Genomic DNA, 22,851 nt, shown 5'->3' with positions numbered 1-22,851 from the left:
GAGATAGATGCTAGGTACTTTTTAAAAGGTATTTGTAAACGAATATTGAATGATTAGTTACATATGCCAAAAATGTAAAATTTTAGATTTAAGTGAATACAAAGGAGGAATCTACCCTGAATGAACTTGAACTGATTAATACATACAAAAACGAACTTCACAATTACTCTTTGGAACAGTTAAGGTATAAATCTGAAGAGGCAGTTTGGTCTATTGGTCAAATGTATGACCATTTAATCATTTGTGCCCATGAATATCTAGATAGCATGGAAACTTGTGCCACCTTAAATGATGAACAACCCCTTGGAAAAACGGAATTTGGTGAGCAGTTATATAAGATTGGGGGATTTCCACCAATTAAAATTAGATTACCAGATGAACTAAATGACCCACCTAATAATTCAGAAAGCAAAGAAGAGCTGATCAGCAGAATAGATCAAGTAATTCTAAGGTTGAGCCATTGGGAATCGAAAGTGGATCATATTAACCCAAATTACAAAGTCCAACATGGAGGGTTCGGATGGCTAAATGCAAGGGAATGGTATGATTTGGTTTATATGCATTTTCGTCATCACTTGCGCCAAAAAAGTGAATTAGAACAAAAGCTTGTTAAGTGACGGGCATTCTCTAAACTATATGATCATTTTATTTTTTACGAAGAAATAAGAAATTTAAATAGATAAAAATATAAATAAAAGAACAAGACAAATAATAATAGGGAGTAAACAATGAATAAAAATCGATTGGAAGCTTTTAGTGACGGAGTACTTGCTATCATAATTACAATTATGGTCCTAGAAATTAAGATTCCTCACAGTCCTGATATCCAAGACTTATTACAACTTTTCCCAACTTTTCTTAGTTATTTACTTAGTTTCATTTATGTAGGTATTTACTGGAACAACCATCATCATATGATACACACTTTACAAAAGGTTACAGGATCAATCATGTGGGCAAATCTTCATTTGCTTTTCTGGTTATCCTTAATTCCATTTGCCTCTGGTTGGATGGGAGAAAACCATTATAAGCCATATCCAACAATGCTTTATGGAGTAATACTCTTATCGGCCGCAATAGCTTACTTCATATTACAAGGTATAATTATCCGAAAAGAGGGAAAGAATTCAAAGTTAAAACAGGCAGTAGGTAATGATTGGAAAGGAAAAGCTTCATTGGTTTGTTACTTATCTGCAGTTTGCACGTCTTTAATCTGGCCTTGGTTCGCTCAAATAATTTATGTCATCGTTGCAATTATGTGGTTATTACCGGATCGTCGAATTGAGAAAGTTATGCAAAGTAAGTAAACAAAAGTGCTTTTTAATTTATAAAAAGTGAGGGAGTAGACTATGATGATTAAGGGTTTCGGGGGAATATTTTGGAGGACTAAAAATCTGGGTGCTTTAAAAAAATGGTACAGTAAAGTGCTCAATGTTGAAATAGAAAATTGGAATGGCACTATTATTAAACCCGATTCTGAAAATGAAACAATCTTTTCTTTCTTTACGGAAGAAGACGATTATTTCCCTACAGAACAGCAAGTGATGTTAAATTTTCAAGTTTATAATCTAGAAGAGACGATTAAGCATCTTGAACAAGTAGGTATACCACTTGCAAAGGAAAAAGAGATTAGTGATTATGGTAAGTTTGCATGGATTAAAGATCCTGAAGGTAGATTGGTTGAACTTTGGGAGAAATAAACTGGGCTAAGAAAGGGTTGCTGCGGCAATCCTTTTTCTATTTTTAAGGATCTTAGTCAACGAATACATACGTTAGCAATGTGAATTAAGGTTTCATAACAGAGATGAACTCAAGCTCCTTTAAGAGTAAGTAATATTGAACATCTTGGTATGGATAAGATGATTATAATGGTCATTTATACGCCCAGCATATTTAATCAAAAGACATATTAGTTTCTTTAAGTAGTAAAATAGTTTACAATTTAGTAGTTGATATGTAATTTAAGTAATATACATAAAATTAAATGACCATAGATCGCTGAGTTTTAGTTGAGTGTTTCTTCTATTATTGAGAGACATTTCAATTTTGAAGCGGGGGAACCAATTTTTGTGCAATTGTACTTTGGGGTGAATCCTTTTTAGGTAGGGCTACTTTTTAGGTCCGAATCCGACAGCTAACCTCGTAGGCGTGTAGGGAGAAGGTTTCCAAAATGATGTCTTATTAAGGCACTGGAGATTTTCCTAGTGTCTTTTTTTTGCATTCAATTTTGATAAAGTAAGTGGGGGTTATGTAGTGCTAGAAATGTATATATTTGGTGGGATTCTTATTTTAACTATGTTAATAGCAGTATTTATGACTCGTAATGATTCAGTAGTAGATGATGAAAATGGCAAATATAAATGTAGAAAGTCTGGGAATAGGAAGAGAATCGCTCGAGAGAGAAAATCAGGTAAAGTTGTGAGAATAGATTGATTAGTATTTTAGAAAATCACTAATTTAAAATAGGTAAAAAATATTTAAAACTTCCTAAAGAGAGTGGCCAATTAGCCATTCTCTTTTTTATATATTAGTTTTGGTTCCATAATTCATATTTAGTTCATAATGAGTTTATATAATATGTACATAATTATTTGTAAATGTAAGTAGGTGGATTTTATTGAATCATGTAAAAGTATTAGTTGTCGATGATGATCCAAATATTAGGGAGTTAATCTCTATATTTTTAAGTGGTGAAGGCTATACAGTTATTGAGGCAGAAAATGGTCAAGAAGCATTAATGTTAATGGAAGAAAATAATATTCAAATAGTAGTAGTTGATGTGATGATGCCTGAAGTAGATGGTTATGAGCTGACAAAAGAGGTTAAAAAGTATTATGATATTCCGATTTTGATGGTTACAGCAAAAGGTGAATCTCAAGATAAATTAAAAGGCTTTGATCTTGGGGTAGATGATTATGTTGTTAAGCCTTTTGATCCTTTGGAAATCGTAGCCCGTGTAAAAGCTCTATTAAGAAGATTTCAAGTACTATCTGATAATACTATTTTTGTAGGTAATTTAACGATTAATCAAGTTAAATATGAAATTTCAGTGAATGATCAATCGATTACGTTACCATTAAAGGAATTCGAATTATTGTTAAAGCTTGCAAGTCAAGCAGGAAGAATTTTTACGAGAAATGATTTAATTGAGCAAATATGGGGACTGGATTATGAAGGAGATGAACGCACAATTGATGTGCATATAAAGAGAATACGAGAGCGTCTAAGAGAGTTAAAGGCTACAGTCGAAATCGTTACAATAAGAGGTTTAGGTTATAAATTAGAGGAAAATAACGCATGAAAAGCATGTATACGAGATTGGTTTTAATTTTTATTTCAGTTATTTTGTTAAGTTTAGTCATTACTTTTTTTATCGCTTCAAAATACTTTATAAAACATGTTGAAACAGAAGTACAAAGTGATTTAATTGATGTTGGAGAAAATTTTATTTCTATCTATTCTAAACAAGATAATCAAAATGGAGTAGATGCGACCTTACAAATTCTTAGTAAAAATTTTTATATATCACTGTATGATGAGTCGGGTAAAATCGTTTTGAAAAATACAACACTAAAAAAGAAGAATATAAAAAAAGAACAAGTATTAAATGTACTAAACAAAAGTGTTGTTCAAACAAAAGGATATCTAATCGGTCTACCTTTTGAAAAAGATGGGCATCAATATGCTTTATTTATTCAGCCCAATATTGATCGTGGGTTCTTTAAAATGCATAGAGTTTTATTTTTTAGTTTGCTTACAACATTAATCATTGGATCAGTAACATTTTTATTTGTTGCTAAGTTATTAGTCAAGCCAGTAAAAGAACTAATTCGGGCTACAAAAGAACTAGCTAAAGGTAACTATGATGTTCAAGTAACGATTAAACGTAAGGATGAAATCGGATTACTTGCTTCAAACTTTAATGTTATGACGAACAAATTAAACAAGTTAGAAGAGATGAGAAGTGAATTTGTTTCAAATGTTTCTCATGAAATTCAATCACCGTTAACATCTATTAAGGGATTTGCAAAGGTTTTAAGAAATAAGCAGTTAGCTGAAGAGAAAAAGGAACATTATTTATCTATTATTGAGGAAGAGAGTGAACGTCTTTCTATGATGAGTGAAAGATTATTAAAGCTAGCTTCATTAGACTCTGAGCAACATCCATTTTTGCCTACGACTTACAAATTAGATGAGCAAATTCGAAAGATTATTTTGGCGTTAGAGCCACATTGGGAAAGTAAAAAGCTTCAATTAGTTTTAAATTTACCCCAAACAGAAATTGTAGCAGATCGTTTACTACTTGAACAAGTTTGGATTAATTTACTTCAAAATGCGATTAAGTTCTCAAGTATAGCTGGGTATATTAAAGTAGATATTTTGGAATTGGATCATACTATTCACGTCATCATTAGCGATAGTGGATTAGGAATAAGTAAGGAAGATATTGAGCGGATATTTGAACGTTTTTATCAAGCAGACCGTTCTAGAAATAAAAAAGGAACCGGTCTTGGTCTTTCGATTGTTCAAAAAATTATTGAAATACATCATGGGAAAATAGAGGTTGAAAGTGTTGTTGGAAAAGGAACTAGCTTTACGATTATGCTTCCGAAAAGCTTGTAAATTTAAAAAGTTCAAATTATGTTTTTAATTGTTCATATTCTGTTCATATAGATTTGATAAACTAATCACGTATTAGAATTGTAACGAATCGAAAGGGGAAATAGATACATTATGTTTGCAGGCTTAACGAAATTAAGTTTGAAGAACACAATATCAGTTATTATATTAAGTGTTCTTGTTTTAGTTGGGGGAATTTATTCAGCCCAAAAAATACAAATTGAAACATTTCCTGATGTTTCATTTCCAGCTGTTGCAGTACAGGTAGTATATCCTGGTGCATCATCTGAGGATATAGAAACTGAAGTCACTAAACCAATCGAATCAGGTTTAATGAAGCTTGAAAACTATGATCAGTTAACAAGTACATCAAGTGAAAATATGGCTTCAATCTTTTTAATTTATCCCTTTGGATCGGATATGGATAAAATTGAAAAAGACGTTGATAATGTAATCAATAAAACTAAGTTACCAGATAAAGCAGAAGCGACAGTTCAACGTATTGCGATGGATTCTGCTCCTATTTATCAAGTTGCAATTGCAAATAACGGTCAAGTAAAAGACTTACAACAATCAATTGAAAAAGATTTACTTCCTCAAATTAAAAAAACCACTGGTGTTAGTGATGTAAGTCTTCAAGGAACAAAGGAAGAAGAAATTCAAATCGTTGTAGATAATAAAAAAGCAGAAGAAAAAGGGATTTCTTTAGATACAATTAAAACGGCAATTCAAGGTCTTGATTATGTAGTGCCATTAGGATCTGTTGAGAATAATGGAAAAACAGTTTCTGTTCGAATGAAAGGTACGTTAAATTCAGTCGATCAAATCAAAAAAACAGTTTTATCTAGTGCAGCTACTCAAAGTTCACAAATGGGTACGATGACTCAAGGAGCACAACTAGGTAGAGGTGCAGGACAAGCACAAACAGTAAAATCAAAAAATGTTACGGTTGCTGACATTGCAGATGTAAAAGTCGTATCAGTTCAAGATCAAATTTCTAGATATAACGGAAAAGAAAGTTATATATTATCTGTTTCACAAACACAAGATTCAAATACAGCGGATGTAGCAACAGCAGTTAAAAAAGAAATTAAATCATTTAAGAAAGATAATAATGTAGAAACGCATGTCATTATGGATAACGGTAAAGAAATCGAGAAATCCGTTAGTTCTTTAATTAAAGAAGGTTTATTAGGTGCGTTATTTACAGTTGTCGTTATTCTCTTATTCTTAAGAAACATTAGAGCGACATTCATTTCAATTTTATCATTACCAATATCAATCTTTGCAACAATATCAGTATTAAATTCATTAGGTTACACATTAAATATTATGACATTAGGTGGTCTAGTTGTTGCGATTGGACGTATTGTCGATGATAGTATCGTTGTAATTGAAAATATATACAGGTGGAAACAACAAAAAGGTAATCAATATAAGAAAAAAGAGATGGCATTATATGCAACTAAAGAAGTAATTGGTGCCATTGCATCATCTACATTTGCAACTGTAGTAGTATTTTTACCTTTAGCATTTGTAAGTGGTATTATTGGAGAATTCTTTAGACCATTTGCTATTTCAGTAGTAGTTTCGATTTTAACATCTCTAATTGTTGCGATTATCTTAATTCCAACATTAGGAGCAAAATTCTTATCAAAACCTTTAAAAGAACATAGTAATGATACTCGTTTTATGAGAAGTTACGAAAAGTTACTTCGTTCGGCATTAAAACGTAAATGGATTGTTATCTTATTATCAATCGTTTTATTAGCTGGTTCATTATCGATGATTCCTTTGTTAGGATTCTCATTCTTACCAGGTAGTGTAAATAAAACACTTCAAGTGACAGCAACTCTTCCATCGAATAGTACTGTGGATCAATCAAATATCGTTGCAAAAGAATTAGAAAAATACTTTGCCGATTCAGACAAAATTGACAGTGTACAAGCTACTGTTGGTGGTAAACGTGATTTTATGATGAATATGGATGGTGGCAAAAATAAAGCAATCTTCCAAATTAATCTTAAAGATGGAAAGAACATGGATAAAGAACTTTCAAAAATCAACAAAGAGGTTCCTTCAATTGTTGATGCGAAAGTAAAAGGTACAACAATCACAGCAAAAGAACTTTCTCAAAATGGTCCTCCAACAGGGAACAATATTGATGTAAATTTATATTCTGCTAACTTTACTGATTTAAAAGAAGCAGCCTCAAAAATTGAAAAAGAATTAAATAGTGATGATCGTCTGAAAAATGTTTCTAATAATTTAAAAGATGTACAACCTAAATTAGAAATCACACTAAACGATAAAGCACGCGATGAAAATATTTCAATGTTCCAAGTTATGGGAGCTATAAATGAAAAAATTAACGACGTTGAAATCGGTGATTACGATTTAAATGGCGAAACAAATAAGCTTACTGTTGGTTATAAAACGAAAGCAACTTCAAAAGAAGATATTGAAAAAATTAAATTTATGACTGCAACAGGTCCGAAAGAAATTAAAGACTATGTAACTATTTCTCAAAAAGATGCACCAGTTTCAATCAACCATGATGATGGAAAAATGTATGCATCAGTAAGTGCCGAAGTAAAAGGTAAAGATACTGCAGCAATTACAAAAGATGTAACAAATCATTTAAATAAAATTGATTTACCAAAAAGCGTCGATATGAAAATTGGCGGCGGTTTAGATATGATTTCAGATGGATTCAGCAGTTTAGGAATAGCAATGGTAGTTGCTGTTGGATTAGTATTCTTAATCATGAGTATGACATTTGGTGGGTTAAGAACACCGTTTGTTATTTTAACATCATTAATCTTCGTACCAGTCGGAGCTTTCTTAGCGCTATTTATTGGTAAGCAAACACTATCAATGAGTGCAATGATCGGACTATTAATGCTGATCGGTATAGTAGTAACGAATGCGGTTGTATTATTAGACCGTGTTGAGCATAACCGTAAAAATGGATTAGATGTAACTGACGCATTAATTGAGGCTTCAAAGACAAGATTACGTCCAATCCTAATGACAGCATTAGCGACAATTCTAGCATTAGTACCAATGGCCCTTTCAAATTCAACATCTGGCTTAATTTCGAAAGGATTAGCAGTAACTGTAATTGGTGGTTTAACAACTTCAACATTCTTAACACTAATCATCATCCCAGTTATTTATAAGTTAGTAAGCAAAAAGAAAAAGATTGAAGAATAATTAAAGAAGAGTGCCTCACTTAAATAGTGGGGCACTCTCAGAGTGTTGAAATATAAAATCGTCAATAGGGAAAACGGACTTTAAGTGAACATTCATAATGATAAAATTAGCATTTTTTGAATGCTCTTTTAATGGTTATAAATGTTAATATGTTTGAGCAATTTCATTATTTCAATAACACTAGAAATGATTTTTTAGAAGTTAAAAATATTATGAGCTTTTTTAGAAAACAAATTCGATTGTTTAGTTTAATAAATGTAAATGTTCGATATTAATTGATCTACAATCTGATTAAAGTTAGATTACTCTAAGTAAAGGCTATTTGATTAGGGTTTAACGCAGACATTTTTTGATGAATAAGTTGATTGGAATGGAGGGATGCTCGACTCCTATGGGATTAGCGGGAAGGCTGAGACCCCGCAGGCTTGCCGAGGAGGCTAAAGAATCTCGCCCCATGGAAAGCGAGCATCCTGTAATGGAAATCAACATCACTCTACTCCTTTTACGAAAATTTGATAATTAATTGACAAGGTAGTTTTTCAACAGCATGAGAGTGCCTCACTTAAATAGTGGGGCACTCTTTTGTATTATTTTTAAAGTTCTTTAAACACTTGAACAAATATTTGTTCAAATTTAAACGAGCTAAGAATCCAAGCACTTATTAAAAAGCTGACAAACTTGTCATTATCAAGTGAATCCCTCCAATTCCTCAAGCTAAATTCTGTCAGTTGAAAAGTAACAATTCATTTAATTTTAAAGACACTAAATATTGAATAACCGGTCCCACTACGCATAAGCCAAAAATAAGGCCACCAAGTTTCATTTTTTTAGTTAGTTTTAAAGAAGAATTTAGTTTAAATATAATAAAAGCAATCATTGCTCCACTAAAAGAACCAACTATACCACGCTTTAAAATAATGATTAAATAATCAAATATACTTAAATAATTGATCTCATTTCCATCAGAATTTGTGACAATTTCATAATGTTTAATAAATAAAATCGCAATTGCTACTCCAAATAAAAAGCCATAAATGAGGCCTTTTCTAATATCTTTTTCCAAATAAATTCCTCCAGGACGACTAATTCAACAAGTATTATATCAGAATTAATGATTGCAATCTTGCCAGTAACAAGTACAAGAAACTCAATAATCTACTTCAACAGAACAATAAACAAAAAAAGCTTAGGCATAAACTCTACCTAAGCTCCCCTTATTATTTTGGTTCATAATCAAAATGCAATTCATTATTTTCATTTACAATTACGCTTAAATTATAATCTTTAAAATACCATAAATCTGTTTCGTTTATAAAATAGACTACGTTATCAATCGTAATAGATTCTCCGATGTCCACAGGTTGTTCTTTAGTAACACCTAAAGAATAGCCTTTATGTATTGTACTATTTCCACCGTATCGCGCGAAGAAACGAATTGTGTCTCCTCCTTTGACATTCATCTCATCTTGAAACCATTTTAATGCATCTTCGGAAATTGTAATTTTCATTGTATCCGACCTTTCTTTATCTTATAAAAATATTATAGTATGAATGTGAAAAACTATACAGAAAAGTGATGTTTATTGCAAAAGTGAAACTAGAATAAAGAAGAAAACCCACATCATGTAGGTTTTCTTCTCGTATTGAAGTACTTAAAGCCAGGCGCATAAGATAAAGCTTTCTTATTTTTTGAAAAATGATAGTATGTTGTTTTTAAATAAAATAAATAGTGAAATGACGACAAATCCATAGTAGATGATTTGTTCAACTAGTGGGGTAGCATCGATAAAAGAGAAAAGACCTTCAGTGAATACTTTAGCGCCAAAGAAAATTAATAGAATACCTAGTAAAGTAAAAATCACTTTAATATTTAAATTAATTGTAGTCTTGATAAATACATATGCAATTAAGACAGCTGCAAAAATCCCTAGTAAGATAGAAGTCATACCAACAAAGGCGATTGTATGAGCATTTGATAAAACAAATAGAACTAGCTCTAAACCTTCCCGGATCACAAATACGCTTGCCATTAAAAATAATGAAACACTACTGTCCATAATTTTAACTTCTGATTTTAGTTTATCTGAAATATTTATGCTACTTTGACCACTTAACCAGTAGATAAAATAGAAGATTAGCAATGCTGCAATTAATTGGATTACACCTTCAATAGTATGTTCAACATTTCCAACTAGTTCACCGAATGTTGTAAATAAGAAAAATCCAGCAAAAATACTAACTACTACGCCAAGTATTGTTCCGTAAACTACTGACTTAATTAAATGCTCTTTTTTACTCTGAATTAAAGTAATGAGTAAGTACCCGATTACTAAAGAAACCTCAAGGCCTTCTCGTAAAGCTATTAAAAAATTAGCATTCAATTCATTATCATCCTCCCGATTATATTTAAATCTACTAACTAGACTATTCTTTAATAGTAGAAACGGACACTATTATAATAATAAATAGGCATAATAAGTTATGTGATAAAATTAATATAAAATAGCCCAAAATGTGAATTTTAGAAGGGGAACAAATGGAATCTTTTACAAGTAGAGCGATTGAAATTATTAAAAATATACCACCAGGAAAAGTAATGACATATGGTCAAGTTGCAAAATTGGCAGGAAGTGCGAGAGGAGCTAGACAGGTTGTCAGAATCTTACACTCGATGGGCCAAAAATACCAATTGCCATGGCATAGAGTTATAAATGCTAAAGGTGAAATAGGAATCCAAGATGAAGAAGGATTTTTAAAACAAAAGCGTTTGCTACAAAACGAAGGGATCAAATTTACGAGCGAGAGAATCATTAATCTGAAGGAATATCAAGTAAGTGTAGTCCTTGAGAAAGAAGATGTAGATTTAATTTAGGCTGGAAGAAAAGATGCATTTAACTAAATAGATTTAAAATGAGATAGCTACTCAAAATTCATGAATAAATGGATTTTGGGTATTTTTTTCACTTCAAGAAATTTTGGGAATACTCGACGTAATAGACAATTCTATGAAAAAAGTATAAGTACAACTACGTCTCTTTCTAAGAGGCTTTAATCGACGAGTTTTCTTTATATGAAAATGACTTTTGTTAAAACAATGTTACGCAAAATATTGTTGTGAAATTGAATAAGAATTATGTCAAAAGTGCTACATCCGAACACTTTACAATGAAACATTGTTTTGTTATACTCGTGTCAGGAGGAATGTCATATGAGTGAAGAATTAATTTCCAAAAAAGATTTACTACAACTTACAGGCATATCGTACGGACAGCTTTATAGATGGAAAAGGAAAAACATCATTCCTGAAGAGTGGTTTATGAAAAAATCAAGCTTTACTGGGCAGGAAACGTTTTTTCCAAAACAGAAAATTTTAGATCGGATTGAAAAAATAAAAGAGTTAAAGGATGATCAATCATTAGATGATATTGCTAGAGTGTTTTCAATTAATGAAGAAATCGTTTCTGATCGTGGGAATGCTACTTTATCTTTGGAGCAAATCCCTAAACAAGTCGTACAAATATATCAATCACTTTTTCCAAATACTAAATTAGAGCATTTAGGCACGGTTCAACTATGTTCGTTACTTTTTGTAAACGAGTGGCTTTCAAATGGAAGTGTAACAATAGATGAAATAAAACAATTTTTAAATTTGGTCGAAACGCATAAAAACCAAATTAACATGGATGAAGCGACTGTCATTTATATTCGAAAATTTGGTATGGGTACATGGATTATTGGAAATCATGAGACGTTTGTTGACCAAAAGGATTCGATCTTAATCAATGTTACTCTTTCGAGCTATTTAAATAAATCAATTAAATAAATTATGGAGGAGAGATTATTGTGAGCGTGCAATCAAAGCAGAATGCAATTATTAACGGGTCAGGTACTATTGGTACTGGCAAATATGATGACGTTAGAATTAGTGGAAGCGGACGCATACTAGGTGATATTTTTTGTGATGAAGTGAAAGTAAGTGGCTCAGCAAAGTTCAATGGAAAAGTCGAAACTAATTATTTTAATTGCAGTGGTAGCGCTAAATGTCTAAGTGATGTTGATGCAAAAAAAATGAGTGTCAGTGGTTCGGCTTCAATTGATGGAAAAGTTTCTGGTGGAGATGTGAATGTTAGCGGTAGCTTTAAAACAAAGGGCGACCTAAATGTTCAAAGTATTAATGTTTCAGGCTCAATGAAAACGACAGGAATTGTAAAGGCTGAAGTAATTACTGTAAAAGGGTCGCTTTCTACAGAAAAAGGATCTGAATGTGAAGTATTTACAGCTAAAGGTCACTTATCAATGAATGGTTTATTAAATGCTGAAAACGTAAAAATTACCCATGGAGGATTCGGCTATTTATCTCATAATGGATTTAGTTATATACCTGAAATTGGTGGAGAAACAATTGAAATTAGTCGATTCGATGACCATAATATATTTTCACGTGTTTTTAGTAAACTTTTTAACAATCGATTGAACTTCAAATCAGATGTAATTGAGGGAAGTGCTGTAAAGATTGATTATACAACAGCGAGTGTAGTACGAGGCGATGCTGTAACAATTGGACCAAAATGTGTAATAGACCTTGTGGAATATACAGAAGATGTTCAAATTCATCCTTCAGCAAGGGTAAAGGATGTAAAGAAATTAGAACTATAAGCGACTTAAGGGAGATCTTAAGTTGCCTTTTTTTTTGTTTTTTGAAAACGGTTTTTAAAATAAGGCTGCAAAAGGAAGTTCTAATAAAGTATTTCGGTTATTGAACTATAGTTAGTTGAATGTTAAGATAATAATGTGCAAACGGTTGCAATGAAATTGTACTTAATTTTTAATGAAGGCTACTAATATAGTCGATGATGAAAACGCTTTTATGAATTTGGAGGAGAGAAATTATGACAAATCAAAGTTGGTGGAAGGAAGCGGTTGCTTACCAAATTTATCCACGTAGCTTTATGGATTCAAATGGTGATGGAATTGGTGATTTAAGAGGTGTAATTTCGAAATTAGATTATTTAAAAGAGCTCGGAATAGATGTCATTTGGATTTGTCCATTTTACAAATCACCAAATGATGATAATGGTTACGATATCTCAGACTATCAGGACATTATGGATGAGTTTGGAACAATGGCTGATTTTGATGAGTTATTAGAGAATGTTCACAAAAGAGGAATGAAGTTAATTTTAGATTTGGTAGTCAATCACACAAGTGACGAGCATCCTTGGTTTTTAGAATCTAAAAAATCTAAAGATAATCCTTATAGAGACTACTATATTTGGAGAGAAGGAAAAAAATCAGGCCATGAGCCAAATAACTGGGAAAGTATTTTCGGTGGATCTGCTTGGGAATATGATGAAGCAACAGATGAATATTTCTTACACATATTCTCCAAAAAGCAGCCTGATTTAAATTGGGAAAACAAAGAAGTAAGACAAAAAGTCTATGATATGATTAATTGGTGGTTAGATAAAGGAATTGACGGTTTCCGAGTAGACGCGATCAGTCATATAAGAAAACGACCAGGTTTTCCAGATATGCCAAATCCAAATAAAGAAAAATATGTGGCAAGCTTTGATATGCACATGAATCAAGAAGGAATTCACAACTATTTGGATGAACTAAAACGTGAAACATTTGATAAGTATGACATCATGACAGTCGGTGAAGCAAATGGTGTAACAACGAAAGATGCTCACCTGTGGGTTGGAGAAAAAGAAGGTAAGTTCAATATGATTTTCCAATTCGAAAGTTTAGATCTTTGGAAGAAAACCGATGAATCTGAAACTTCGATTGCTGATTTAAAAGAAGTACTTACTAAATGGCAAACTGGCTTAGAAGGATATGGATGGAATGCATTATTTATAGAGAACCATGATATTCCTAGAGCAGTCAGTACATTAGGTAACGATGATGAAGCATTTTGGAAGATTTCAGCAAAAGCTATTGGAGTAATGTATTTCTTTATGCAAGGAACGCCATTCATTTACCAAGGGCAAGAAATTGGCATGACAAATGTTCATTACACATCAATCAACGATTATAATGATGTAAGTGCTAAAAATATGTATAATACAATGATTGAAAATAGTTCAACTGAACAAGATGTACTAGACATTTTATGGAAAACAGGTAGAGATAATTCTCGCACACCAATGCAGTGGAATAGTACTAAGAATGCAGGATTTACAACGGGTAAACCATGGCTTAAAACGAATGATAACTTTAATGAAATAAATGTTGAAATACAAGAAAAAGACGCAGATTCTATTTTATCATTCTATAAAAAAATGATTACATTACGTAAAGAAAATAATGCACTAGTTTATGCACCGTATGAATATCTAGACGTTAAAAATGAACCTGTTTATGCATACACTCGAAATGGTGAAAAAGAAACATTCTTAGTGCTTACTAATTTATCATCAGAGAAACAAAAATTTACTTTACCGAAAGAACTTACGAAAAAGAATGCAGAATTAAGTTTAACGAACATTGAATTAACAGATCACCAATTAGTTGAAAACATGGAATTTAAACCTTTTGAAGCTAGAGTTTATCGCTTAATTTAATTTTTTTATATGGTACTTACTAAGCAGGCTGTCAAATGACAGTCTGTTTTCATTTTGTACAGGATGATTGCTTTCCATGGGGGAAATCTGTGGAAGTGCAAATAAAAAAGCTGAAACTGCAATAAAAATTATGAAAACTGCAAATAGGACTACGAAACATACGGTAATAGAATAATATAATTAAAAAATAGTAGAAATAACATTAAATTAAGACTTTGAACGACCCAAAACTTAACATAATCCAGTAAAAACAAATGAAATCTTCTCATCAATTGTCAAAGATTGATCCGAACTTTTTAACACTAGATTTCACCGATAAATCAAATAAGAACATCCCTATATAATGGGGCTCACAACTTGATGAGTTAAGTTCAATTAGTGTTCTAATTTCAATACCCTAAAAATGGCTGTCGAATGATAGTCATTTTTTGCTGCATATTTTTGGCAAAAACCAACAAGGTTTTATAGTATTACAAACACTTCGACAATTTGTAACACTCCTGTAATGGCTTTCAAAATTGTATTTTGTTAGACTTACATTATCAATGAAGGGGGAGAAAGAGATGAAAAAGCAAGTCCTTATAGCTTTCGTATGCTTACTGAGCATGGTATTTTTTACGACTAAATCACAAGCAGCATCTACATATAACCCATACTCAAAGAAAAATCAGGTAACAAAAATCGCTAAACAATATACTGGAGTACCATATCGTTTTGGTGGTACAAGTACTAAAGGTTTTGACTGTTCAGGTTACGTAGGGTATGTATACAAAAAAGTAGGTACTACATTACCTCGAACTGCTTCGTCAATGTATACTGTCAGCTCAATTGTTAAAAAGCCTGTTCCTGGTGATTTAGTTTTCTTCAAAAATACATACAAAAAAGGTATTAGCCATGTAGGAATTTTCATGGGAAATAATAATTTTATTTCAGCGACTTCAAGTAAGGGAGTAGCTGTTGTCAGTCTTTCTAATTCATATTGGAAACCGAAATTCGCTGGCTCAGGTAGTGTAATCAAATAAACATAATCATAAATGCAATTTACTTTTCTTAAGAATGGTAGATTGCTTTTTTTTGTACTTTAAGAAAGGATCGATTAGCAGCCAGGAGGAGTATCCGATGCAAATACCAATTTTAGAAAAAAGGATAAGTGCAACTACGCCTCTGTCTTTTCCAAATGGTAAGTTTTCTTTATCTTTTCATAAAGTTTTCTTTTTTAATCAATAAGTAGAGTATGTTCCAATGATATAATGACCCTTAACTAAATTAGTTAAATAACTTTAAAGGAGTTGATAATTATAGCATTAGTCTACTTTGTTTTTTTTGTATTTGGCCTAGTATTGGGTTCTTTTTTTAATGTTGTTGGGTTAAGGGTACCAATCGGGAAATCGATTATTTCACCGGGTTCCTCGTGTTCAAATTGTGGACATAAACTGAGTTCCTTAGAATTAATACCGGTATTTTCGTTTTTACTCCAAAGAGGGAAATGTCGAAGTTGCGGGATGCTAATTTCCAAACAATATCTATTAATTGAAATACTAACAGGTATATTATTTGTTTTTTCCATCTATGAAACTGGTTTTCATAAAGAGTTAATGATCGCTCTTTCGATAATTTCTTTATTAATCATTATTGTTGTTTCGGATATGAACTTTATGATTATTCCTAATCGGATTCTAGTATTCTTTTTATTTATTTTTAGCTTTGAGCGAATCTTATTTCCATTGAATCCATGGTGGAGTAGCATAGTAGGAGCGTTTGGAGCATTTGTAGTTTTGCTTCTAATTAATCTAATTAGTAAAGGTGGTATGGGAGGAGGAGATATAAAGTTATTTAGTGTGCTAGGAATCATTTTAGGTTGGAAACTAACCCTCATTGCATTTATGCTTGCATGTTTTTCAGGCAGTTTCTACGGGTTAGTTGTACTATTGTCCGGTAAATTAAAGCAACGAAATCCGATTCCTTTTGGTCCATTCATCTCATTTGGTGGTTTAATTAGTTATTTTTATTGTGAAAATCTATTAGAATTTTACGATATCATTTTTTATAAATAAAAAGGCTATTTAATTGAAAATTTTTCAACTAAATAACCAATACTTTTTCTTATGAGAATAATTTCTCTTCTACACTATTTATAACTGAATTCCAGTATTTTTTGTCTTCAACGAAGTTTGTTCGAATCGCTTTAAAAACAGCAGTTTGTTTTTCTTGGAAATTTGGATCTTCTTTATCTGGAAGCTCTTTTTTCATTTCAACTACAATTTCTTCAATCTCCGCAGAACGTGGACCCCATACATTTACTTCATTTCCTTTTTCATCCATAAAAACAAAAATTGGAATAGAACGAGATTTACCATTCGTTAAATATTGATCCATTAATTCTAGGTTTTCATCTCGTATTAGGAATCTAGTATCTATATTTGCTTTTTCCATCATTTTCTGAATAACTGGTACATTAAGTAATGCATCTCCACACCAATCTGCAGTTAAAGTAACAACCTTCCAATTAAGATTCTTTAATTGTTCAAGTTTTGTTTGTGTACTTTCAGGAATTGTAACTTCATGATAGATTTTTAGAAGTTCTTCTTTATTTACATTCATTGCTTCTACATATTCTTGAAAAGTCATGCCCTTTTTGAACCAAGAATTTAATGACATTTCCATACACTCCTTTAATGTTAATAAATAGTATTATACCCCATTCGTCATAAGAAGGAATGCAATAAGACTTGCAGAATTATTATACAGTATATGTTTTATATGCAGTTTAAGCAGGAGGGAGAAAAATGAGTGCGCCTATTGAGATATCAAAAAAACGGAAGCGCTTTCCGAAGTGGTTTAAAGTTACATCAACTATCTTAATCGTTTTCGTCTTAATAATTGTGGGCACGGGCTTGTACTTAACCAAAAAATCATTACCAAGCATTAAAGGAGATTTAACGATCAGTTCGTTAAACCATAAAGTAGAGGTAGTTAGGGATGGTAAAGGAGTACCTCATATTAGTGCTAAAAGTTTACATGATTTGTATGTTGCGCAAGGCTTTGTAACAGCACAAGATCGATTATTTCAAATGGATTTAAGCAGAAGACAAGCGTCCGGACAATTAAGTGAAGTAATTGGTGACGCTACAGTGGATCGTGACTCATATTTTCGAACGCTTGGCTTAAGAAGAGCTGCTGAAGCTTCTTACAGCAAATACGATAAAAATGGACAAAATGTATTAAATTGGTATGCAGAAGGAGTAAATGCGTACATAAAATACGCAATTAAGGAAAATAAACTACCAGTTGAATTTAAAATTTTAAAATATAAACCAACTAAATGGACAGCAATTGACTCACTTGTAATTGGTAAATATATGGCATTTGATTTAGGCGGTCACTGGAATGAACAAGCATTTCGTTATTATGCAATGAATAAATTTCCAAAGGATAAGGCTTTGGAGCTCTTCCCAGCTAATAATGATCTAGATCCGTATATTATTCCAAGTAATACTTCAAAAATAGACGTAGAAAAGAGCTTTGCAAGCGCAATTATTCCACCTGTTTGGAATGGAAGTAATGATTGGGTTGTTAGTGGATCTAAAACTAAGTCCGGTAAACCGTTATTAGCAGATGATCCTCATTTAGGATTAGCGACACCAGCAATATGGTATGAAACTCAATTAAAGTCTGGTGATATGAATGTAAGTGGTGTAATTTTTGCAGGGGTTCCAGGAATCATCGTTGGTCATAATGAACATATTGCCTGGGGAGTAACAAACGTTGGCCCGGATGTACAAGATTTATATATAGAAAAACGAAATCCAAATAAGTCAGACGAATTTTTATATGATGGTCAATGGGAAAAGGCACAGGTCATAAATGAAACGATCAAAATTAAAGGTAAAAAGAATAAGGTTTTACCTGTTATGATTACGAGACATGGTCCAGTGATTTCGGAATTTGCAAGCGATGCTGGAAAAGATACTGTATTCTCTTTACAATGGACAGCGCTACAACCAACAACGGAGCTAGAAGCCGTTTTAAAGTTTGATGTTGCAAAGGATTGGAATTCGTTTAAAGAAGGATTAGCTTTATTTGAAGCTCCTGCTCAAAATTTCGTTTTTGCATCGGATGACGGAACAATTGCCTACCGAGCGAATGGAAAAATTCCAATCCGTAAAAAAGGTGATGGGCTAATGCCAGTACCAGGTTGGACTAGTGAATACGGTTGGAAAGGATCTATTCCATATGATGAATTACCAACAACCGTTAATCCAAAAGAAGGATTTATTTCATCTGCAAATAATAAAGTAGTGGACGATTCATATCCATACCATATTTCAAATTCATGGGCACAGCCTTACCGTCAATTACGCATTCAGGAAGTATTAAAAAAGAATAACAAGCTGACTGTAAAAGATATGCAAAAGCTACAAATGGACGAAATGAACTTACAAGCGAAAGAACATGCACCAAAGTTTATTAAGTCAATAAAACAAAATAAAGATCAATTATCATCTGTTGAAAAATTAGCCTTAAGGGAACTTGAAAAATGGAATTTTATAGATGATAAAGATGAAGCTTCTCCTCTCATATTCCAAATGTGGATGACTGAAATAAATAAAGCATTGTTCGATCAACAAATCTCAAACGAAATGATGGATTTATTTGGAGACCGTAAAGTCGTAGTCGATCAATTGCTACGTGACAGCTTAAATGGGAAAAAAGTAATCTGGGTTGATGAACAAGGCGGAATTGATAAACTTTTATTAAAAACCTTCAAAACAACAATTAAAAATATTAGCAAAACCGACGGTGAAAATGCAGCTAAGTGGAAATGGGGTGATCACCATAAAGTTGCTTTCGAACACCCATTATCCAGTATTAAAATTTTAAGCTATTTCTTTAATGCAAGAGATCCTATCCCAGTAGGAGGTAGCGCAACTACAGTAAAAGCAGCAGGATACGATGACCAAGGAATCGTAGATCATGGTGCATCATGGAGAACTGTTGTGAACTTTGCAAATTTAAGTAAATCAGTAAACGTAGTCGGACCAGGACAATCCGGAAACCTCGGAAGCAAATGGTATAGTGATCAAATGGAAGATTGGGCAAATGGAACATATCATACTACTTCTCTGAAAAATGTTAAAGGTGTTAAAGAAATATTCGAGCCGGGAAAAACAAAGAAGAAGTAGAATGAAGACAAGCGGACAGACCTTTATAGGGTCTGTTTACTTTGTTTGAAAAGTAAAAATTAATGATTTAATTACATACCAGGTTTTAATTGCCATTTTCCAGGATATAATTGCGATTTCCTAGAATTAATTGCGATACCCAGGGTTATATTACAATACACGATTTTAATTACAGCTTAGTGGAATTTAAAATCACCATAAAGGTTAATCAAGCTAACTAAGATTTAAATACCTTATCCACACACAACTCTAATTTCTTCCCTTTCGTCACCTCATATAATAAAATGTTTAAATAGATTATCCAAAACAAATTGAAAAAGGGGGGCTGTGAAAATGAATGGAATGGGCTTAGTTCTCGAAGGTGGAGGAATGAGGGGGATTTATACTGCCGGTGTTCTTGATTATTTTCTAGAACAAAATATAGAAATTCCTTATGTGATAGGTGTTTCTGCGGGTGCTTGTATGGGTACTTCTTATCTATCAAAACAACATGGTCGTAATAAACGAGTAAATACGGAATTTTTACAGCATCCAGATTATATTTCTTTTAAAAATTTAATTCGTAATAAGCAGCTTTTTGGTATGGACTTATTATTTGATATTATTCCTAATGAGTTAGATCCATTTGATTTTAATTCTTTTTATAATGCTGAGCAAAAATTTGTAGTTGGTACGACTGATTGTGTTACAGGAGAACCTGTCTATTTTGATAAGGATCAAATTGTAGAATCAACAGATATGTTAAATATAATTCGAGCATCTAGTTCTTTACCGTTAATGGCACCAATCATTCAGTTTCATAATCATTTCTTGATGGATGGTGGCATTGCAGATCCGATTCCGATTGGTAAATCTGAAGCGGATGGCAATCTTAAAAATATAGTTGTTCTAACTAGAAATGCTGGTTATCGTAAAAAGTCTTCAAAAGGAACTTGGTATTTGCAAAAGAAGTATAAAGATTATCCTGGACTTGTTCAGGCCGTACTAAAAAGATATGAAGTTTATAATAAGCAGTTAGAATATATTGAGGAGCAAGAAAAAGCTGGAAATATATTAGTCATTCGTCCTGTACAAAAGTTAAAGGTTGGACGAATTGAACGAAATAAAGGGCGTTTATTAGAGCTTTATAAAGAAGGCTATGAAGATGCTAAGCGACTTCGTGAACAAATTTTAGGTTTTATATCGTATGAAAAAACGACCTGTTAATCAGGTCGTTTTAATATATATGAAAATTAAACTAAACTATTTAGACTGATTGAAAACACTTGGCTTTCAAAGTACAAAGCATATCAAAAAAGCGAAACAACTAAGAAAGCGAGCGTTTGCATCAGTTTGATCAACCTGTTAAATTCAGGTTGTTTTTTTGGGGGAGGCAGAAAATAGATTAATCCTTATTATTATTATTATTTTTGTTGTTATTATTGTTCATCATGTTTTTCATCATCATTTCAAACATTACCATATCGACACCTAAACACGGATTCATACAGCCACAGTTACTTTTTCTTCTAGTACAACAGCATCTGCATCTGCAATGACAATCATGGTTATGGCAATCACAACGATCTCGATGGCAATCATCACAATCGCAACGTCTTCTTCTGCAATCATCACAATCACAGTCATTACGTCTACATCTACTTGAGTTCATGTTGACTTGATCTTGGTTGTTCCACATCGTAGAACACCTCCTCTAATAATCTACATAAACAAAGTATGCATAGATGTCCCATCAAGGAAAGGCTAGTACCTAAAGAAAAAATAAAAAAGCACATTAATCTGTTTAAAGACAATGTGCTTTTGATTATTCAATATTAATGTGGGAAGAAAACCAATTGGATTAAGAATAAAATACCAAATATATAAATGACTGGTTTAACATTTTTAGCTTTCCCTTTAACGACTTTTAATAATGGATAGGTAATGAACCCAAGAGCAATACCTGTAGCAATACTTGATGTAAGTGGCATTGTGATAATAACTAGAAATGCAGGGAATGCTTCTTCAAAATTATCCCACTCAATATGACGAACACTACCCATCATTAAGCAACCTACAACGATTAATGATGGTGATGTAATTGCCGCTACATCAGAAATTGAATTAACAAGTGGGCTAAAGAATGCTGCAAAAACGAATAGTAATGCAACAACAAGTGCCGTTAAACCTGTTCTACCTCCAGCAGCAACACCTGCTGTAGATTCGATATAGGCTGTTGTAGGTGAAGTACCAAACATAGCTCCAATTGTTGTACCGAATGAATCAGAAAGCATCGCACGACCAGTACGTTTTTCATCTTTCTTATCTAATAAACCAGCTTGTGAAGCTACACCTAAGAATGTACCTGTCGTATCAAAAATTGTAACTAATAAGAATGAAAAGACAACTGAATATAGTCCATAATGAATGACATCTGAAGCTGCTGTAATTGGATTAGCAACAATGATATGCTCAGGTAATTTAGGTAAAGAGAAAATACTACCTTTAATGTGTAATTTTCCAGCAAATCCCGCAATGATTGTTGTTGCGACCATTCCAAAGAATAAAGCTCCATTTACATTTAAAGCAAATAAGATAACTGTAATTGCAATTCCGACTAAAGTAAGAACTACTCCAGGAGAATGGAGATCTCCTAATCCGACAAGATTACTTTTATTAGCAACGATTATACCTGAAAGACGTAAGCCTATAAAAGCGATAAATAATCCAATACCAACACTAATTGCATGTTTTAATGTATTAGGAATAGCATCTATTAAATGCGTTCTAAATTTAGTTAAAGATAGAATAACGAATAATATACCTGTAATAAATACAGCTGAGAATGCTAATTGATATGAAATACCATGTGCTTTTGAAACAACTGAATAGGCAAAATATGCATTCATTCCCATTCCGGGTGCAATTGCAATTGGGTAGTTTCCGAACAATGCCATAAATAATGTCCCGACTAAAGTTGCAATGATTGTTGCAGTAAATGCTTGGTCGAATGGAACGCCAGCCGCAGATAATATTATAGGATTAACAATTATTATATAAGCCATTGTTAAAAAAGTGGTAAAACCAGCTATAATTTCTGTTTTAAACGAAGTGTTAGCCTCTTTTAATTTAAACATAATAGATCTCCTTGTAAAATACGAATGATATACTCAACAGTTATTAATAATATTCGTTTTATTGTAAAAGTGCAAGTGTTTTTATTAGATTAACCTCTTTTAACGATTTCGATTATGTTTAGTATTCCAAAAAGAATGATTTGGGTATGC

At 32.3% G+C, this 22,851-nt stretch carries 21 protein-coding genes and 1 riboswitch; of the genes, 15 read left to right on the top strand and 6 right to left on the bottom strand.

Annotated elements, in window-relative coordinates; translation table 11 throughout:
* Positions 1-170 precede the first annotated feature (170 nt).
* The 7 genes from MY490_RS18175 to MY490_RS18145 all read left to right on the top strand — a co-directional run bounded on the left by MY490_RS18175 (position 171) and on the right by MY490_RS18145 (position 7,836).
* Positions 171-617 carry a DinB family protein gene (locus MY490_RS18175; RefSeq protein WP_248266932.1) on the top strand — a complete coding sequence of 149 codons (447 nt, stop codon included), beginning with the start codon at positions 171-173 and terminating at the stop codon, positions 615-617.
* Between the two features lie 111 nt (positions 618-728).
* Positions 729-1,307 carry a TMEM175 family protein gene (locus MY490_RS18170; protein ID WP_248266931.1) on the top strand — a complete coding sequence of 193 codons (579 nt, stop codon included), beginning with the start codon at positions 729-731 and terminating at the stop codon, positions 1,305-1,307.
* 45 nt (positions 1,308-1,352) lie between these two features.
* Positions 1,353-1,700 (top strand): VOC family protein, encoded by a 348-nt coding sequence (locus MY490_RS18165; protein ID WP_248266930.1) that lies wholly within the window; start codon positions 1,353-1,355, stop codon positions 1,698-1,700.
* A 323-nt stretch (positions 1,701-2,023) separates the two neighbouring features.
* A riboswitch (cyclic di-AMP (ydaO/yuaA leader) is annotated at positions 2,024-2,163 on the top strand.
* Positions 2,164-2,253: 90 nt separating this feature from the next.
* Positions 2,254-2,433, top strand: a complete 180-nt coding sequence (locus tag MY490_RS18160) for a hypothetical protein (RefSeq protein WP_248266929.1) — start codon at positions 2,254-2,256, stop codon at positions 2,431-2,433.
* A 184-nt stretch (positions 2,434-2,617) separates the two neighbouring features.
* The gene (locus tag MY490_RS18155) at positions 2,618-3,301 is read left to right on the top strand and encodes a response regulator transcription factor (protein ID WP_248266928.1); all 684 of its coding nucleotides are present in this window, start codon (positions 2,618-2,620) and stop codon (positions 3,299-3,301) included.
* Entirely contained in the window at positions 3,298-4,623 is a 1,326-nt protein-coding gene (locus tag MY490_RS18150; RefSeq protein WP_248266927.1) for a sensor histidine kinase, read from the top strand. Before MY490_RS18155 ends, MY490_RS18150 begins: the two co-directional genes overlap by 4 nt.
* Positions 4,624-4,734: 111 nt before the next feature.
* Entirely contained in the window at positions 4,735-7,836 is a 3,102-nt protein-coding gene (locus MY490_RS18145; RefSeq protein ID WP_248266926.1) for an efflux RND transporter permease subunit, read from the top strand.
* 724 nt (positions 7,837-8,560) lie between these two features.
* Here MY490_RS18145 and MY490_RS18140 read toward each other — a convergent pair.
* From MY490_RS18140 to MY490_RS18130, 3 genes are all read right to left on the bottom strand, one after another.
* Positions 8,561-8,899, bottom strand: a complete 339-nt coding sequence (locus MY490_RS18140) for a hypothetical protein (RefSeq protein WP_248266925.1) — start codon at positions 8,897-8,899, stop codon at positions 8,561-8,563.
* Between the two features lie 154 nt (positions 8,900-9,053).
* Positions 9,054-9,344 carry a HesB/YadR/YfhF family protein gene (locus MY490_RS18135; protein ID WP_248266924.1) on the bottom strand — a complete coding sequence of 97 codons (291 nt, stop codon included), beginning with the start codon at positions 9,342-9,344 and terminating at the stop codon, positions 9,054-9,056.
* A gap of 174 nt (positions 9,345-9,518) precedes the next feature.
* Complete coding sequence (locus tag MY490_RS18130; RefSeq protein ID WP_248266923.1) at positions 9,519-10,217, bottom strand: FTR1 family protein; 699 nt, start codon at positions 10,215-10,217, stop codon at positions 9,519-9,521.
* A 155-nt stretch (positions 10,218-10,372) separates the two neighbouring features.
* Between MY490_RS18130 and MY490_RS18125 the strand changes: the two genes are divergently transcribed.
* From MY490_RS18125 to MY490_RS18100, 6 genes are all read left to right on the top strand, one after another.
* Positions 10,373-10,708: an MGMT family protein gene (locus MY490_RS18125; RefSeq protein WP_248266922.1), complete on the top strand. Its 336-nt coding sequence runs from the start codon at positions 10,373-10,375 to the stop codon at positions 10,706-10,708.
* 336 nt (positions 10,709-11,044) lie between these two features.
* Positions 11,045-11,659 carry a DUF4004 family protein gene (locus MY490_RS18120; RefSeq protein ID WP_248266921.1) on the top strand — a complete coding sequence of 205 codons (615 nt, stop codon included), beginning with the start codon at positions 11,045-11,047 and terminating at the stop codon, positions 11,657-11,659.
* 20 nt (positions 11,660-11,679) lie between these two features.
* Positions 11,680-12,492: a polymer-forming cytoskeletal protein gene (locus tag MY490_RS18115; protein WP_248266920.1), complete on the top strand. Its 813-nt coding sequence runs from the start codon at positions 11,680-11,682 to the stop codon at positions 12,490-12,492.
* A gap of 233 nt (positions 12,493-12,725) precedes the next feature.
* Positions 12,726-14,402, top strand: a complete 1,677-nt coding sequence (locus tag MY490_RS18110; RefSeq protein WP_248266919.1) for a glycoside hydrolase family 13 protein — start codon at positions 12,726-12,728, stop codon at positions 14,400-14,402.
* A gap of 563 nt (positions 14,403-14,965) precedes the next feature.
* Complete coding sequence (locus MY490_RS18105; RefSeq protein ID WP_098231151.1) at positions 14,966-15,424, top strand: C40 family peptidase; 459 nt, start codon at positions 14,966-14,968, stop codon at positions 15,422-15,424.
* Positions 15,425-15,691: 267 nt separating this feature from the next.
* Complete coding sequence (locus tag MY490_RS18100) at positions 15,692-16,456, top strand: prepilin peptidase (protein WP_348983774.1); 765 nt, start codon at positions 15,692-15,694, stop codon at positions 16,454-16,456.
* 49 nt (positions 16,457-16,505) lie between these two features.
* Here MY490_RS18100 and MY490_RS18095 read toward each other — a convergent pair whose 3' ends face one another.
* Positions 16,506-17,060: a thioredoxin family protein gene (locus tag MY490_RS18095; RefSeq protein ID WP_248266918.1), complete on the bottom strand. Its 555-nt coding sequence runs from the start codon at positions 17,058-17,060 to the stop codon at positions 16,506-16,508.
* A gap of 128 nt (positions 17,061-17,188) precedes the next feature.
* On the opposite strand from MY490_RS18095, the gene MY490_RS18090 reads away from it, so the two are divergent.
* The gene (locus tag MY490_RS18090) at positions 17,189-19,585 is read left to right on the top strand and encodes a penicillin acylase family protein (protein WP_248266917.1); all 2,397 of its coding nucleotides are present in this window, start codon (positions 17,189-17,191) and stop codon (positions 19,583-19,585) included.
* 333 nt (positions 19,586-19,918) lie between these two features.
* Positions 19,919-20,791, top strand: a complete 873-nt coding sequence (locus MY490_RS18085) for a patatin-like phospholipase family protein (protein ID WP_248266916.1) — start codon at positions 19,919-19,921, stop codon at positions 20,789-20,791.
* 276 nt (positions 20,792-21,067) lie between these two features.
* Here MY490_RS18085 and MY490_RS18080 read toward each other — a convergent pair whose 3' ends face one another.
* A complete protein-coding gene (locus MY490_RS18080; protein WP_248266915.1) occupies positions 21,068-21,211 on the bottom strand; it encodes a hypothetical protein in 144 nt (47 codons plus the stop codon).
* A 188-nt stretch (positions 21,212-21,399) separates the two neighbouring features.
* Entirely contained in the window at positions 21,400-22,701 is a 1,302-nt protein-coding gene (locus MY490_RS18075) for an NCS2 family permease (RefSeq protein WP_248266914.1), read from the bottom strand.
* Between the last annotated feature and the right edge of the window lie 150 nt (positions 22,702-22,851).

The sequence above is a fragment of the Gottfriedia acidiceleris genome (assembly GCF_023115465.1).
GTDB lineage: Bacteria > Bacillota > Bacilli > Bacillales > Bacillaceae_G > Gottfriedia > Gottfriedia acidiceleris_B.
This window is presented reverse-complemented; position numbering and strand designations above follow the sequence as displayed.

Bases quoted from the DNA above. Each gene is read 5' to 3' on its own strand.
- MY490_RS18170 (WP_248266931.1), top strand. From the start codon at position 729: ATGAATAAAAATCGATTGGAAGCTTTTAGTGACGGAGTACTTGCTATC.
- MY490_RS18165 (WP_248266930.1), top strand. From the start codon at position 1,353: ATGATTAAGGGTTTCGGGGGAATATTTTGGAGGACTAAAAATCTGGGT.
- MY490_RS18150 (WP_248266927.1), top strand. From the start codon at position 3,298: ATGAAAAGCATGTATACGAGATTGGTTTTAATTTTTATTTCAGTTATT.
- MY490_RS18145 (WP_248266926.1), top strand. From the start codon at position 4,735: ATGTTTGCAGGCTTAACGAAATTAAGTTTGAAGAACACAATATCAGTT.
- MY490_RS18135 (WP_248266924.1), bottom strand. From the start codon at position 9,344: ATGAAAATTACAATTTCCGAAGATGCATTAAAATGGTTTCAAGATGAG.
- MY490_RS18125 (WP_248266922.1), top strand. From the start codon at position 10,373: ATGGAATCTTTTACAAGTAGAGCGATTGAAATTATTAAAAATATACCA.
- MY490_RS18120 (WP_248266921.1), top strand. From the start codon at position 11,045: ATGAGTGAAGAATTAATTTCCAAAAAAGATTTACTACAACTTACAGGC.
- MY490_RS18110 (WP_248266919.1), top strand. From the start codon at position 12,726: ATGACAAATCAAAGTTGGTGGAAGGAAGCGGTTGCTTACCAAATTTAT.
- MY490_RS18105 (WP_098231151.1), top strand. From the start codon at position 14,966: ATGAAAAAGCAAGTCCTTATAGCTTTCGTATGCTTACTGAGCATGGTA.
- MY490_RS18095 (WP_248266918.1), bottom strand. From the start codon at position 17,060: ATGTCATTAAATTCTTGGTTCAAAAAGGGCATGACTTTTCAAGAATAT.
- MY490_RS18090 (WP_248266917.1), top strand. From the start codon at position 17,189: ATGAGTGCGCCTATTGAGATATCAAAAAAACGGAAGCGCTTTCCGAAG.
- MY490_RS18085 (WP_248266916.1), top strand. From the start codon at position 19,919: ATGAATGGAATGGGCTTAGTTCTCGAAGGTGGAGGAATGAGGGGGATT.
- MY490_RS18080 (WP_248266915.1), bottom strand. From the start codon at position 21,211: ATGACTGTGATTGTGATGATTGCAGAAGAAGACGTTGCGATTGTGATG.
- MY490_RS18075 (WP_248266914.1), bottom strand. From the start codon at position 22,701: ATGTTTAAATTAAAAGAGGCTAACACTTCGTTTAAAACAGAAATTATA.